We start from the raw sequence: 14,100 nt of genomic DNA, 5'->3' as shown, positions 1-14,100 counted from the left end.
AATGAAGGAGGTGGGCTTATGTTACAACAATACAAACACATTTTGGTTGCCGTCGACGGGTCATACGAGGCGGAGATTGCGTTCAAAAAGGCCATCGCCGTCGCCCAGCGGAACGATGCCGAACTGTTATTGGTACACATTGTTGACACACGGGCGTTCCAGAACGTTTCTAGCTTTGACTCCGCGATGGTGGAGCAGGTCACCGCGGCTGCTAAGAAGACCATGGCCGACTACGTACAGACCGCCGAAGATGCTGGTCTGAAGAACGTGAGCTACACCATTGAGTACGGCGCACCCAAGACGGTGATTGCCCGCGATATCCCGAAGGAGCGTAACATCGACCTGATCATGATCGGTGCTACCGGTCTGAATGCGGTTGAGCGCCTGCTGATTGGGTCAGTGACCGCGTACGTCACCCGTGAAGCTCCATGCGACGTGCTCGTCGTCCGGACTGATTTGGAAAACAAGCCGGTTCTGGCTACCACCAAGAAACCGTCACCAGATAATGAGCAATAGTGAACAAGCATTGCAAACATGATTGTTAATTAGCTTATCGCTAACAAAAAAAATAACACCAACCAGGAAACAATTATTGTTGTCTCCGGTTGGTGCTTTTTTTTATTCAGTAGCATTTTGTGAAAAATAACATAGCAACTTTTGCTTTAGCTGGCCATTTCTGCTTGCAGGGTCGCGGCCAGAGCATGATTCTGATTGACCCCCGCCAGGGAAATAGCAACCGTAAACGCCTCATTAGTACCCTCAGCCCGGAGTTGGACTAAACACCGCGCCCGCAACGCGTAAAACTCGTCCAGCAGGAACAAACGTTCATTGTGGACGGCTAGTTCGATGGCCGCATCCGCCCGGTGCAATACTTCCTGGTAGTCCCCCAACCGGTACAGGGCGCTGCAAATGTACCAGCGAATCAACAGGTCGCTATCCAGAAAGGCTTCCCCCTGCCGGTGCACATCCTGCAGTAAGGTCAACGCCTCATTGACGTAGAGTCGCGTACGGCCCAAGTTGTCCATGTCGGCGTACGCGAGGGCGAGCCCCAAAATGGCCATCACGGCATACACGTCGGCATCCTCACCCGTGAATAGCTGCAGTACCCGGTTAAAGTAGTACACCGCCTCTTCCGGTTTACGTTCCCCCGTCAATTGGATCATCCCCTGCACGTAGTAAAAGCGCTTCTGATCATCCACGGTGTGTAAATCGTGCTCTTCGTCCAGGGTGGCTAGCGCGGCAGCAGCCGTGTCCGGTTGCCGGTGGCGCATGGCTGCCACCGCCTGATCCAGCGTAATCTGAATCTGGTCCTGGGGCTCCACCACCACGTCCGTCATTTGGACGCCCAGACGGCGCACGATTTGCACCAAAATTTTCATGCTGGGGACTTTATTGCGTTTTTCGACTAGGCTGATCGTAGCCTGGGTACAAATACCGTCGGCGAGCTTGCTTTGCGACAGCCCCCGTAGCTTCCGAAAATAACGCACGCGGTCCCCTAAAATCCGTACTTCATGATCGTTCTTCACCATATACTTACACCCCTTTGGTGGCGATAACAGCCCACCAGTTAATTCGGTACAAATACTGCCATACCAAGCAACAAACAACTGTAGGTTAATTATATCCAGAAAAGGAAAGCCCCTGCACTAAAAGTTTTTTTAGTGCGGGGGCTAATAGTAGCATTAAATTACACGTTTAATAAGTGGTGACCTTGCTCAACCATTACACAAAGTAACGGTTAATCTGATTTACCGTCGCCAACACCAGCTAGCTTAGTGGTGAGTCTTGCGGGCCAGCAAGTCGCCGATGAACTGCACGATGAACACCAGAATCAGGATGAAGATTAGGCTGACCCAAATGACGTCGTTTTCGTAACGTAGGTACCCAGTGTTGATGGCCAAGTTACCCAAGCCACCACCACCAATGGCACCAGCCATGGCGGTCAGACCAATGATACTGATAATGGTCAGGACCGATACGCGAATAAGCTCCGACAGCCCCTCGCGCAAGTACACGCGGAAGATAATGCCTAGAGGGGAAATGCCCATGGCCTGGGCCGCTTCTACCACCCCCGCATCGACGGTCAGCAGCGCATTTTGTACCTGTCGCGCATAGAACGGTGCTGAACCAACAATTAATGGCACGAGCGCTGCCGTGGAGCCGATTCCAGTGCCAACGATCAAACGGGTCACGCCGTTCAAGATTGCCAGCAGGATCACGAACGGAATGGACCGGAACACGTTGACTACTTTGTCCAGTACCGAATAAAACGGCCGGTTTTCCAAAATGCCGTGCTCATCAGTCACTAGTAGCAAAATGCCCAGCAACAACCCGATGATCCCAGCCACCAAACTGGTCCAAAACGTCATGTACAGGGTCTGATTAATGGCGTCGAGCACCCCGTCATCGCCGTGCCACAACGGCACTACGTTCGGAAAAAAACTTTTCAAAAAAACTGCATCATTAGTCAGCACCCCCTACTTGACTCAAATCAACATCGGTGACGGTGACGTCGTTCTGTTTGAGGTAAGTCAACGCGGCATCTACCTGGTCCGGTGCGCCGGTGAGGACCACGATCAGGTTACCAAACGGCGTGTTCTGCAAACTTTGAATATCGCCAAAGAGGATGTTGGCACTCACCCCGTACTCCGCATAGAGTGTCGCCACCAACGGCTGGTCGGTCGTGTCACCCACGTAGGTTAACCGCACCAACCGGTTACCTGGACCCAGATCCTGAACCGCTGGCTGCAGCTTGAGGGCCTCCAGTGTAGCGTCCAGCTGGATAGTCGTATTGATAAAGTCCTTGGTCAGTTGTTGTTGCGGGTGGGCAAAGATGTCCACCAGGGACCCCCGCTCGATAATTTTTCCAGCATCCATGACGGCCACCCGCGTACATACTTGCTTCACGGCCTCCATTTGATGGGTTATCAGAACGATGGTCAAGCCCAGCTTTTGGTTCAAGCTCTTCAGCAGGGACAAAATAGAGGACGTCGTCTTGGGGTCCAACGCACTCGTGGCTTCGTCAGAAATCAAAATTTCTGGATCCGAGGCCAGCGCCCGGGCAATCCCCACGCGCTGCTTTTGCCCCCCGGACAACTCAGCCGGATACGCGCTCGACCGTTCGGCCAAACCAACCAGCTTGAGCAATTGGTCCACCTTGGCCTTGATCTGACTTTTCGGCATCGTCCCCCGTAGCGGGAACGCCACGTTGTCGGCAATGGTGCGACTGGCCATCAGGTTAAAGTGCTGGAAGATCATGCCGATTTTGTGCCGCTTCGCCCGCAATTCCTTAGCAGACAGTTGCGCCATATCATCGCCCAACACGGTGACGGTTCCACTGGTAGGCCGCTGCAGGCGGTTGATCAACCGCACCAGCGTGGACTTACCGGCACCGGAATAACCCACGATACCGTAAATATCGCCGCGGTTAACTTTCAGGTCGACGTGGTCCACCGCATGGACCTCCTGCTTCTTTTCTTTAAATAACACGTCGACATCCTGCAACGTGATGACTGGTGCTTCACTCATCTGTGTTCCTCCTAGCATCCTGCTGAACAAAGATGGTCCTAACACGGCGGCTAGGACCATCCCCAATCGTTACGACTGCTGGTTACTTAAAGGACAAGTCCCATGCAGCCTCGGTAGAACCATTGTACACCTTCTTGATGACCTTCTTGGTTGCCTGAGTCTGGTAGGCCTTCACAACCTTCTTGTATACCTTGTTGTTGCGATTCTTCTTCGTGGACGCAACCACATTCACGAACGGCTTGCTGGCTTAGTAATCTTTTCCACGTAGATGGCGCTGCTTGGCTTGAGCTTAGCGTTCAAAGCAATATCGTTGTTGACCACGGCGGCATCCACGGAAGTCAGTGAACGGGCGGTCTGGGCAGCATCCACTGGCGTAATCTTGAGGCCTAACTTGTTGCTGGTGATGTCACGCACCGTGGGGAAGGTGACGTTACCCTTGAGCTTGATCAAACCCGCCTGCTGCAAGAGTTCCAGCGCACGCGCCTCGTTGGTTTGGTCGTTGGCAATCGCAACCTTAGCCCCCTTCTTCAGCTGACTAAGCTTCTTCACCTTCTGCGAGTACAGGCGTACCGGGCCGATGTAGGTCTTCCCCACGCTGACGATGTTAGTCTTGTGGGCCTTGTTCCAGTTGTTCAGGAACTGGACCGTCTGGAAGGCGTTCAAATCAATGTCGCCATCTTGCAGTGCCTGGTTAGGCTTGTTGTAGTCGGTGAACTCAACCAGCTTGAGGTTGATGTGCTGCTTCTTCAAACGCTTAGCAACGGGCTTCCACACGTCAGCATCTGAACCAATGACCCCCAACTTGACGGTCGTGGTCTTTGTGCTTGAGCTACTGCTCCCACAGGCAGCCAGAAATACGGGCAACGCAGCAACTAATGCGGTTAACGCAACAAATTTCTTCTTCATGAATGTTTCCTCCAAAAATTCAATAATGGCATATTTATAAATGCTTGAATAATGGTGCGGACCACCAAACGTAAAAAAAACCGCCCCTAACTTACGTTAGAAGCGGAATTCCGCGGTGCCATTCTAATTCGCCCACGCTGCAGTCGTGAACCTCACTAACGGGTCAAACAACCCGTGTGCAAGATAATGGATGCCGGCCATTGCCACCTAACTCCCCGGGGAAGCTCGGCGCACCGATCAGTGAGCCATTCTCAGGGCACCGTACCTCCCCGCTCGCACCATCCGGGGTCTCTGTTAGGTCGTATGCACCATCTCTCTCACGTCACTCGTTTACGTTTGATGATTTAAACCTAGGGTACCCGGTCAGCTTGCCGATGTCAACCCCAAAAATGAGTTCATTGTGAATTTTTGGTGTGAAGGCATTACAGGCCTCATGACACAAACGCGCCACGCTAACTCGGCGTGGCGCGGAAGTGCTTATTCATTACGTTTAGGCGTCAACTGCACCTGGCTAAAGTCTTCACGGTCCCGGCTAAACATATAGCTTTGGTAGTGATACCGCATTGACAGCACCATCCCGACGGACAACATGTTGGCCAGCAAGAACGAGCCCCCGGAACTAATGAACGGTAGCGGAATCCCTGTCAGTGGCAGTAGCCCAATGTTCATCCCAATATTTTCAAAGACGTGGAAAATGATCATCATAATCACGCCAGTCGAAATGTAGGCATAAAATTCATTCTTCGTGTCAAAGGTAACGCGAATCATTTGGTAAACGAGCAGGAAGTATAGCAGAATGAGTACACCGGAACCAATAAAGCCAGTAGTCTCCCCAATCACCGAGAAAATCATGTCAGACGTCTGCACTGGCACCGTTACCTGCAGGTTGCCCAGGCCACTACCGGACAGTTGCCCTGAACCAATGGCTTTCATTGCCTGCCACAACTGGTAACTATTCCCTGAGGTCGCACCAGACGGATCTAACCAAGAATCGATTCGAGCAAACTGGTAGGCTTCAAAACCCACTTTTTCAAGAATGGCCCGGCCCCAGGACTGGGTAACCAGTAAAATGGTACCGCCGCCGACAACCACCGCCACGATGGCGACCGGCAGAATGATCTTCCAACTAATGCCCGAGATCAGCACCACCCCGCGAAAATGGCCAGGAAGACTAAGGTACTCCCAAAGTCGTGTTGCAAAATCATCAAGGCGACGACGGGCAGGGTCCAAATCAACATCTGCCCCAGCAGCCGAAAGTCATTACGTATGGTGTGGCTCATTTCCGCGTTGTGTAGCGTCACTACGCGGGCCAACATCAGAATATAGGCGGGCTTCATCACCTCGCTGGGCTGAAAGGTAATGGGACCAAACTTGAACCATGACTTGGCCCCGTTAGCCAACGCAGTCTGACGGTCATACAGAAACAGTACCGCAATCAGTAAAAATATCCCGATCCAGTACAGTACCGGAGCGATACGCCACAATTGCTCGGTATCGAACCGCATAACGATGGCCACCCCGGCTGAACCGATGCCGTACCAGACTACCTGCATAACTACCGCCTTAATGGCGGCACTAGTACTGCTGGCATTGGCGGTCGCCATGAAGATGGCTACGCACCCAATCAATGCTAGTAGCATAATTGTGAGGATGATACCGTAGTCAATGCGATCACCCTGCTGTTGTTGCTCTTTGTCGTTATCAGTGGCCACGCACTGACCCCCTTTAACTAAATACTAGTGTTGGTGGAGGTGAAACGTTGCAATCAAAAAGTTAACAGCGTCATCTTCATTCCGAAAACGGTCGGTCTCCGCCCCTGCACTCACTACCGCAACGAAGCGGTCACCATCAGGACGGACGTACCCCAATTCCTGTTGGCCCATACTCAGGACCGACACGGACTGACCATCACGTTGCTCATCAGTCATGGTCAGTTTCACCTTTGTTTCTTTACTCATTACTTAACCCCACTTGCCTGATTGTCCATCGTCGCCCGGTTACGCCGCAAGCTAAAGTGCGCTGGGACATAATCAATCCCCCCCGGCACCAGCGGGTTACAGCGCAAGATTCGCGCTGCAGCCATTAACGAACCCCGTAGCGCCCCAAAGCGGCCGATTGCGGTGATGGCATAGTGGCTACAGGTCGGGTAATACCGGCACGACGCCGGCAACAGGGGCGAAATAAACCGCTGGTAGCCCCGAATTAACTTGGTTAGTAACCACCGCAAAACCAACACCTCACTCCAAAAACTTACCAATATGCGTCCAGGTGCTCGGCACAAACACGGCGAACGGGTTACCGCCGCCAATTGCGTAACCAATCATGGATCCTACTATCAGCAAAATAATGCAAATACCGGCCCCAATGAGCAACCGGGCACCGAACCGCTTAATAGCATCTGTTTTCAACAAAGTTTATCACCTAGTTTAATACTGCTTGTGGTGCTGAATGTTGTCTAACAGCACCCCCGTGCCCAAGGCCACCGCATCCAAAGGGTCCTCGGCAGTCAAAACGGGCACGTGTAATTCGGACGCGAACAGTTGCGAAATACCGTTCAGGAGCGCTCCACCACCGGTCAACATCACACCACGGTCAATAATGTCCGCGGACAGCTCTGGGGGCGTCATTTCGAGAACTTCCTTAGCGGCGGCAATGATCGAAGCCATCACGTCACTGAGGGCTTCTTGGAGCTCCACAGACGTCACTTCGACCTCACGGGGTAACCCGGTGGCGATATCACGCCCACGCACCTGCATCGTCTGCTTCTCGTCCGCCTGGTATACGGCACCGATGTTGATCTTCAACTGTTCGGCAGTGTGTTCACCAATCAACAACTTGTGCTTATTCTTCACGTAGCTGACGATGGAAGCATCCATCTTGTCCCCCGCCAAGCGTAGAGACCGGCTGGTGACAATTTCGCCCATGGAGAGAACGGCGACATCTGAGGTCCCACCACCGATATCAATAATCATGTTGCCTTGAGGCTGGAAAATATCCAGGCCAGCACCCACGGCCGCAACTTTGGGTTCAAATTCCAGGTACACCTTACCGCCGCCGGACTTTTCAGCCGCTTCGATAATGGCCTTCTGCTCGATGGACGTGATGTTGGTTGGTGCACAAATCAAAATATTCGGCTTGCTCATAAAGCCCTTGACGTTCAGTTTGTTGATGAAGTACTCCAGCATTGCCTCAGTAATATCAAAGTCGGCAATGACACCGTCCTTCAACGGCCGAATGGACCGAATGTTACCGGGTGTCCGGCCGACCATTTTATAGGCTTCCGTTCCCACCGCAACTACCTTCCCTGATTGCGTGTCGACGGCAACCACGGACGGTTCATTCAGGACGATGCCCTTTCCTTTGACGTTGATCAGGACGTTCGCCGTCCCTAAATCAATCCCAATGTCTCTAGCCATGAAAAATGTTCTCCCCTCAGATGTTTACTCGTCACATTATAACATACGTTGCGTGGCGACTTTTATAGTAAGTAAAACAGGTTACGCGCTGCCTGGACCAGTGACAAAAAGCATGATGACACGAGGTAACCCAAGGCAACAGCGATAAAAAAACAACAATAACCGCGACTCATTTACACGGTTGGGTTTGAGGATTTTATCAAAACGCAACACGATCAGCAGTCGCCAAGACATAATGATAAATACCAAGTGTGACATAAAGGTGAAAGCGGCGTTGAGACCTAAAGAAGTATCCATTATAAAATCCTCCGCGTACCATAATACCAAAAACGCACCCAACACTAAAGCGCTGGCGGGCGCGTTTGCATAAATATTCCCTTAAGTTAGGTGCCGGTGGCAGCAAAACTCCCCGTAGCACAAAATAAACCCGGATCAGTGGTCAAAGATGACTACTGGTCCGGGTCGATTAGTGCTTATACTGTCAATACGGTCCGGGACCACACCATGCAGGCGCAGCCTCAGCTAACCGTCGTTGACGTTGTGCTAGTGCTGAGCATCACGCTTAACGTTGATCCGGTTGATTGCCCGCCGCAAAGCCACTTGAGCCCGCGCCAGGTCATCCGTATTGTGCGCCTGCTTGGCGGTTTCAATCTTGTGCTCCGCACGTTCACGGGCAGCCTCAGCACGACTGAGGTCAATGTCCCGCGCACGTTCCGCGGAGTCAGCGACGATGGACGCAACGTTATCAGCTACTTCCATGAAACCACCGTTAACGGCGATTCGGTTTTCATGATTAGGTTCATCGACCCGCTGCACGCGGACCTCCCCAATCTGTAGTGGCGCCACGATTGGTTCGTGGTTCGCCATGATCCCTAAATCACCATCAACAGCACGCACAACCACCAGTTTGGCCCGGTGATCATACACAACGCCATCTGGGGTCACGATGTTAACGGTCAACACATCCTGTTGCTCGTCAGCCATACGAATCCCCCCTAATCCTTGCTATCTGGGTCGTAGCCCATTTCCTTGGCCTTCGCCTTCATGTCGTCAATGTTACCCACCAGACGGAATGCATCTTCTGGGTAATCGTCGTAACGGCCTTCAAGGATTTCCTTGAAGCCCTCGACGGTTTCCTTAACCGGCACGTACTTCCCTGGCAAGCCAGTGAAACGTTCGGCCACGGAGAAGCTTTGGCTCAAGAAGAACTGGATCCGACGTGCACGGGCAACGATCGTCTTTTCTTCGTCGGACAGTTCGTCCATACCCAGAATTGAGATGATGTCCTGCAATTCGTTGTACCGTTGCAGTACCTGCTGTACCTGCATGGCCACATCGTAGTGCTCCTGACCGACAATTTCAGGGGTCAAGGCACTAGAAGTGGAAGCCAGTGGGTCCACGGCTGGGTAGATACCCATTTGCGTCAGGCGCCGTTCCAGGTTGGTGGTAGCGTCCAAGTGAGCAAAAATCGTGGCAGGTGCAGGGTCGGTGTAGTCATCGGCAGGCACGTAAACGGCCTGGATGGAGGTAACGGAGCCCTTCTTAGTGGATGTAATCCGTTCCTGCAACTGACCCATTTCGGTAGCCAGCGTTGGCTGATAACCAACGGCACTAGGCAACCGCCCGAGCAGCGCAGAAACTTCGGACCCGGCTTGGGTAAAGCGGAAGATGTTGTCGATAAATAGCAACACGTCCTGGCCCTTCACGTCACGGAAGTATTCGGCGATGGTCAAACCCGTTAAAGCCACACGCATACGTGCACCAGGGGACTCGTTCATCTGCCCGAAGACCATGGCGGTGTTCTTCAAGACACCAGATTCCTTCATTTCAAAGTAAAGGTCGTTACCTTCACGCGTCCGTTCACCGACACCAGTGAACACGGACAAACCACCGTGCTCTTCGGCAATGTTGTGAATCAGTTCCTGAATCAGAACGGTCTTCCCAACACCGGCACCACCGAACAGACCAACTTTACCACCCCGCAAGTATGGTTCGAGCAGGTCAATAACTTTGATCCCCGTTTCCAGAATTTCAGAACTCGTACTCAAGTCCTCAAAGGCTGGCGCATCCCGGTGGATACTGTTGCGTTCGTGGTCAGGGCCGAACTTCGGTCCATCATCAATTGGTTCGCCGAGCACGTTGAACACGCGGCCCAAAGTATCATCACCAACGGGTACGGAAATCGATGCCCCGGTGTCGCGAACCTCCATGCCTCGCTGCAAACCGTCCGTGCTGGCCATCGCAATGGCCCGCATCACGCCGTCACCTAACTCAACGGCAACTTCGACGACGACCGTCTGCCCCTGGTTGTTAGTGACTTCGAGTGCGTTGTTGATCTTTGGCAAGTCGCCATCGATGGGAAAGGCCACGTCGACGACAGGTCCGATCACTTGCACGATTTTACCTGTAGTATTACTCAATTATGCTGTCCTCCCCGCAATTATTTGTGGTTGTTACTCAATCGCGGCAGTTGCACCGGTAATTTCGGTCAACTCCGTGGTGATGGCTGCTTGTCGTGCACGGTTATACTGCAGCGACAAACCATCAATCAAATCTTTAGCATTATCTGAAGCACTCTTCATCGCCGTCGTCGACGCAGCATGTTCCGCCGTCTTGGCGTCAATAATGGCACCAAAAATTAAGCTTTCCGCATACTGTGGCAACACGACATCAAGGACGGCGTCCACACTCGGCTCAGCGTCATACTGAATCGGGCTGTCCGCCACTTCAGACGGATCAAGATCGCTGATTGGTAACATTTTTTTCCACCCGGAAGGCCGAAGTCAAAGAGTTCACATGGTGGTTGTAGCAAACGTACAACTCATCAAAGACCTCGTTATCAAACATTGTTACCGCAGTCTTGACGATTTCGCGCACCTCATTGAAGGTGGGAATATCAGAAACGCCCCGATATTCGTAGGCGACATTCATGCCACGTGCCTTAAAGAAGTCGGCGCCCACACCACCAATCGCCATAATGGCGTAGTGGTCCTTGTCCTTGTGGTCCTGTTCGATCACCTGCATCATGGCCTTGAGGGCGTTACTGTTGTAGCCACCCACCAGGCCACGGTCACTGGTGATAACCAAGTAACCAGTCTTCTTCACTTCACGCCGTTGTAACAGGTCAGCGACGCGCACTTTTTGCCCGTCACCCTTGCCCGCGTCCTGATTGGCCTCCATGCTCAGTAATTGAGCTTGCGCCAAATGGGTCACGGTTGCGCGAATCTTGTTCGCGTAGACCTGGTAAGCAACCGCCTTTTTCTCAATTTTGGATAACTTGGCCCCACTGACCATTTGCATGGCCACGGTGATTTGCCGAGTTTTCTTCGTTGAGGAAATGCGCCGCTTAATATCAATTAAAGATTCAGCCATCTGCTCACCCCCTAGTTAGTGGAAGTTGCAGTTTCAGCCTGCGATGCGGTAAAGCCGGCAGCAAAAGCCTTCATCACCGCATCCATCTTGTCAGTATCCGGTAACTTGCCGGTTTCCTTGATGGACTGTTCCAAATCGGCCGCATTCGTGTCGAAGTAATCGAACAGTTCACTCTGGAACCGACTAATATCATCGACCGGTACGTCGTCCATGAAGCCGTGAGTCAAGGCATACAGTACCAAGACCTGCTTTTCTACGGACAATGGCGCGTGAACAGGCTGCTTCAAGACTTCAACCGTCCGGCGACCACGATTCAACTTGGCCTGCGTCGCCGCATCCAGGTCAGACCCGAACTGACTAAAGGCTTCCAGTTCACGGAAACTAGCCAAGTCCAGACGTAACGTACCGGAAACCTTCTTCATCGCTTTCAACTGGGCGTCACCACCAACACGGGAAACTGAAGTCCCGGCATCAATGGCTGGACGCGTACCAGCGTAGAACAAATCACTCTGTAAGAAGATTTGTCCGTCGGTGATACTGATAACGTTAGTAGGAATGTACGCCGAAACGTCACCAGCCTGGGTTTCGATAATTGGCAAAGCAGTCATTGAACCACCACCCAATTCGTCACTCAGCTTGGCACTACGCTCCAACAGACGGGAGTGCGTGTAGAAAATGTCACCAGGGTAGGCTTCACGTGCTGGTGGCCGACGGAGCAGCAAGGAAATTTCACGGTAGGCGGCGGCCTGCTTAGTCAGGTCATCGTACACGATCAATACTTGCTTCCCGTTGTACATGAACTCTTCACCCATAGCAGTACCGGCATATGGTGCCAAGTACAGCATCGGTGCAGGTTCAGAAGGACCAGCTGTTAGCACGATGGTGTAATCCATCGCACCGTACTTGCGCAGCGTTTCAACCTGGGCACGGACGGTGGAGTCCTTTTGCCCGATCGCAACGTAGATACAAATCATATCCTGGCCCTTTTGGTTGATGATGGTATCGATGGCGATACTGGTTTTACCAGTTTTACGGTCACCGATAATCAATTCACGTTGGCCACGACCAATTGGGACCAAGGCGTCAACGGCCTTGAGCCAGTTTGCAGTGGTTCCGTAACGGACTGCCGCTGCATAACCCCGGGAGCTTTGACTTCCACCGGCCGGGTCTTGTCGGTCTTGATGTCGCCTTGGCCATCGACTGGCTGACCCAGAGTGTTCACGACACGCCCAATGAGTTGTTCACCCACGGATACTTCCATGATGCGACCAGTCCGCTTGACCGTGTCGCCTTCACGAATACCGTCAAAATCACCCAGGATGATAATCCCGACATCATTTGTTTCAAGGTTCTGCGCCATACCATATGAACCATTCTCAAATTCCAACAGTTCACTGGCCATGGCGTTATCGAGCCCGTGTGCACGGGCGATACCATCACCAACGTAGGTGACAGTCCCGACCTCAGCAACATCGAGGTCGTCTTTGTAGTTTGCTAGCTGCTGTTTGATCAGCGTGCTAATTTCTTCTGCTTTGATAGCCATGACTTCACCTCTTCACTATTTCTAATGGGTGAGCAACGTTGCGCGAATCTGATCGATCCGGTGTTGTACCGTTCCGTCAATCACGTAGTTTGCTGCCTGCACCCGGACACCACCAATTACGTTAGCGTCCACAACATTGTTCAATTCGGCGTGCGCAACCCCTAAACGGTGAGCCACCGCGGCGGCCAAGCGTTCAGTTTGTGCAGCTGACAACGGCACAGCCGTAGTCGCCGTCCCCGTAATCTGACCGGCGTCCGCACTAATGCGTTCGTCAAAGTCAGCCACGATGGCCGGCAATGCGGCAATGCGACCATAGTTAAAGGCCATTTGTACGAGGCGCGCAACCACCGGTAATGCACCAGTGGTGAGTTCCCCCACGATGTCCTGCTTGACGTTCAACTTCAACTCGGGCCCAATCAGGGCATCCATCAGGCCGGGGTTCTCGTTAAAGACCTGGTCTAAGGCGTGCAGCTCAGTCTGCACCTCCTGAGTCGTGCCGTCAGCAGCCGTCAGTTCAAACAATGCTGCCCCATAACGGGGTGCCACAATCGCATTTGTCAGTGCCATCTAATCACCCAGCCCTTTGATGTAATCGTCAATAAGCGTCTGCTGATCTTCAGCCTTCAGCTCCTTGCCGATAATCTTGCTGGCGATAGTGATGGAGAGGTCCGCCACCTGATCACGGGCACCGTTAAGGGCGTCCTGCTTGGACTGCGCAATCTCTGCAGCAGCCTTCGTCTTCAGGTCGGCAGCGTCCTTGTGTGCTGCTTCGACAATGGCCTTGCTTTGCTTCTGACCATTGGCCTTAGCGGTGTTCACGATGCTAACGGCTTCTGCCTGCGTGTTTTGCAGTTCAGATTGACGTTGAGCGAGCAGTTTATCTGCATCACTCTTCGCCTTATCCGCGTAATCCAAATCGCCGGTAATCTTGTCCTGACGCTTAGCCATCATCTTAGTGACGGGCCCCAGGCAAACTTACCCACGAGAATCATCAGCACAATGAACGTGGCCAGGTCGAACAGCATGTCGCCCACTTCAAGTCCAGCGGCGGCAAAAATCATTCCATGCAACATCTGTGCCACTTCCTTTCGTCTGCGTGCTTAAAAATCCTATTGGAACAGCAGCAGGAAAGAAATAGCGATAGCGATGATCGGCACGGCTTCGATCAGACCAACACCGATAAACATCGTACTACGGAACTGACCGGACAATTCAGGCTGACGTGCCATACTTTCAATAGTCTTGCTAATAACGTGGCCGTTACCATAAGATGCGGCCAAAGCGGCGAGGCCGGCGGCGATTGATGCAGCGATGTAGTTCATGTGAAAATTCCTC

Annotated in this window: 13 protein-coding genes and 5 pseudogenes; 1 reads left to right on the top strand and 17 read right to left on the bottom strand. The window is 52.6% G+C overall.

Annotation, left to right across the window (positions count from 1 at the left end):
- The first annotated feature begins 18 nt into the window (after window positions 1-18).
- Window positions 19-516 (top strand): universal stress protein, encoded by a 498-nt coding sequence (locus JCM13996_RS00920; RefSeq protein ID WP_054749243.1) that lies wholly within the window; start codon window positions 19-21, stop codon window positions 514-516.
- Between the two features lie 146 nt (window positions 517-662).
- Here JCM13996_RS00920 and JCM13996_RS00915 read toward each other — a convergent pair whose 3' ends face one another.
- The 17 genes and pseudogenes from JCM13996_RS00915 to atpE form a co-directional block, all read right to left on the bottom strand.
- The gene (locus JCM13996_RS00915) at window positions 663-1,529 is read right to left on the bottom strand and encodes a helix-turn-helix domain-containing protein (protein WP_054749242.1); all 867 of its coding nucleotides are present in this window, start codon (window positions 1,527-1,529) and stop codon (window positions 663-665) included.
- Between the two features lie 243 nt (window positions 1,530-1,772).
- Complete coding sequence (locus JCM13996_RS00910) at window positions 1,773-2,471, bottom strand: methionine ABC transporter permease (RefSeq protein WP_054749656.1); 699 nt, start codon at window positions 2,469-2,471, stop codon at window positions 1,773-1,775.
- The gene (locus JCM13996_RS00905) at window positions 2,464-3,528 is read right to left on the bottom strand and encodes a methionine ABC transporter ATP-binding protein (RefSeq protein ID WP_054749241.1); all 1,065 of its coding nucleotides are present in this window, start codon (window positions 3,526-3,528) and stop codon (window positions 2,464-2,466) included. The genes JCM13996_RS00910 and JCM13996_RS00905 overlap by 8 nt, the downstream gene beginning before the upstream one ends.
- An 82-nt stretch (window positions 3,529-3,610) precedes the next feature.
- Window positions 3,611-4,434 (bottom strand): annotated as a pseudogene (locus JCM13996_RS00900) (MetQ/NlpA family ABC transporter substrate-binding protein).
- 477 nt (window positions 4,435-4,911) lie between these two features.
- Window positions 4,912-6,074, bottom strand: a pseudogene (locus JCM13996_RS00895) (FtsW/RodA/SpoVE family cell cycle protein).
- A 96-nt stretch (window positions 6,075-6,170) separates the two neighbouring features.
- Entirely contained in the window at window positions 6,171-6,392 is a 222-nt protein-coding gene (locus JCM13996_RS00890) for a DUF2969 family protein (RefSeq protein ID WP_054749240.1), read from the bottom strand.
- On the bottom strand, window positions 6,392-6,661 hold the full coding sequence (yidD, locus tag JCM13996_RS00885) for a membrane protein insertion efficiency factor YidD (protein WP_054749654.1): 270 nt from the start codon (window positions 6,659-6,661) through the stop codon (window positions 6,392-6,394). Before yidD ends, JCM13996_RS00890 begins: the two co-directional genes overlap by 1 nt.
- Window positions 6,662-6,671: 10 nt before the next feature.
- On the bottom strand, window positions 6,672-6,806 hold the full coding sequence (locus JCM13996_RS10265) for a DNA-directed RNA polymerase subunit beta (RefSeq protein WP_420836018.1): 135 nt from the start codon (window positions 6,804-6,806) through the stop codon (window positions 6,672-6,674).
- A 54-nt stretch (window positions 6,807-6,860) separates the two neighbouring features.
- Window positions 6,861-7,850, bottom strand: coding sequence for a rod shape-determining protein (locus tag JCM13996_RS00880; RefSeq protein ID WP_054749239.1), 990 nt, complete (start codon window positions 7,848-7,850; stop codon window positions 6,861-6,863).
- An 81-nt stretch (window positions 7,851-7,931) separates the two neighbouring features.
- Window positions 7,932-8,147, bottom strand: coding sequence for a DUF1146 family protein (locus tag JCM13996_RS00875; RefSeq protein WP_225353393.1), 216 nt, complete (start codon window positions 8,145-8,147; stop codon window positions 7,932-7,934).
- A 246-nt stretch (window positions 8,148-8,393) separates the two neighbouring features.
- Window positions 8,394-8,834 (bottom strand): F0F1 ATP synthase subunit epsilon, encoded by a 441-nt coding sequence (locus tag JCM13996_RS00870; protein ID WP_054749238.1) that lies wholly within the window; start codon window positions 8,832-8,834, stop codon window positions 8,394-8,396.
- Between the two features lie 11 nt (window positions 8,835-8,845).
- The gene (gene atpD, locus JCM13996_RS00865; protein ID WP_054749237.1) at window positions 8,846-10,270 is read right to left on the bottom strand and encodes a F0F1 ATP synthase subunit beta; all 1,425 of its coding nucleotides are present in this window, start codon (window positions 10,268-10,270) and stop codon (window positions 8,846-8,848) included.
- Between the two features lie 33 nt (window positions 10,271-10,303).
- Window positions 10,304-11,222, bottom strand: a pseudogene (locus JCM13996_RS00860) (F0F1 ATP synthase subunit gamma).
- Between the two features lie 11 nt (window positions 11,223-11,233).
- Window positions 11,234-12,765, bottom strand: a pseudogene (gene atpA, locus JCM13996_RS00855) (F0F1 ATP synthase subunit alpha).
- 21 nt (window positions 12,766-12,786) lie between these two features.
- Window positions 12,787-13,332, bottom strand: coding sequence for an ATP synthase F1 subunit delta (gene atpH, locus JCM13996_RS00850; protein ID WP_054749236.1), 546 nt, complete (start codon window positions 13,330-13,332; stop codon window positions 12,787-12,789).
- Window positions 13,333-13,838 (bottom strand): annotated as a pseudogene (atpF, locus tag JCM13996_RS00845) (F0F1 ATP synthase subunit B).
- Between the two features lie 36 nt (window positions 13,839-13,874).
- Complete coding sequence (gene atpE / locus JCM13996_RS00840) at window positions 13,875-14,087, bottom strand: F0F1 ATP synthase subunit C (RefSeq protein ID WP_054648787.1); 213 nt, start codon at window positions 14,085-14,087, stop codon at window positions 13,875-13,877.
- Window positions 14,088-14,100 lie beyond the last annotated feature (13 nt).

This window comes from Lacticaseibacillus thailandensis DSM 22698 = JCM 13996, assembly GCF_001312865.1.
GTDB lineage: Bacteria > Bacillota > Bacilli > Lactobacillales > Lactobacillaceae > Lacticaseibacillus > Lacticaseibacillus thailandensis.
Note: the sequence above shows the minus strand (reverse complement) of the source record. Positions and strands in the feature narration are given on the sequence as shown.

What these genes read in the sequence shown, in the direction of transcription:
- JCM13996_RS00920 (WP_054749243.1), top strand. Translation starts at nt 19, where the DNA reads ATGTTACAACAATACAAACACATTTTGGTTGCCGTCGACGGGTCATAC.
- JCM13996_RS00915 (WP_054749242.1), bottom strand. Translation starts at nt 1,529, where the DNA reads ATGGTGAAGAACGATCATGAAGTACGGATTTTAGGGGACCGCGTGCGT.
- JCM13996_RS00905 (WP_054749241.1), bottom strand. Translation starts at nt 3,528, where the DNA reads ATGAGTGAAGCACCAGTCATCACGTTGCAGGATGTCGACGTGTTATTT.
- JCM13996_RS00890 (WP_054749240.1), bottom strand. Translation starts at nt 6,392, where the DNA reads ATGAGTAAAGAAACAAAGGTGAAACTGACCATGACTGATGAGCAACGT.
- JCM13996_RS00880 (WP_054749239.1), bottom strand. Translation starts at nt 7,850, where the DNA reads ATGGCTAGAGACATTGGGATTGATTTAGGGACGGCGAACGTCCTGATC.
- JCM13996_RS00875 (WP_225353393.1), bottom strand. Translation starts at nt 8,147, where the DNA reads ATGGATACTTCTTTAGGTCTCAACGCCGCTTTCACCTTTATGTCACAC.
- JCM13996_RS00870 (WP_054749238.1), bottom strand. Translation starts at nt 8,834, where the DNA reads ATGGCTGACGAGCAACAGGATGTGTTGACCGTTAACATCGTGACCCCA.
- atpH (WP_054749236.1), bottom strand. Translation starts at nt 13,332, where the DNA reads ATGGCACTGACAAATGCGATTGTGGCACCCCGTTATGGGGCAGCATTG.
- atpE (WP_054648787.1), bottom strand. Translation starts at nt 14,087, where the DNA reads ATGAACTACATCGCTGCATCAATCGCCGCCGGCCTCGCCGCTTTGGCC.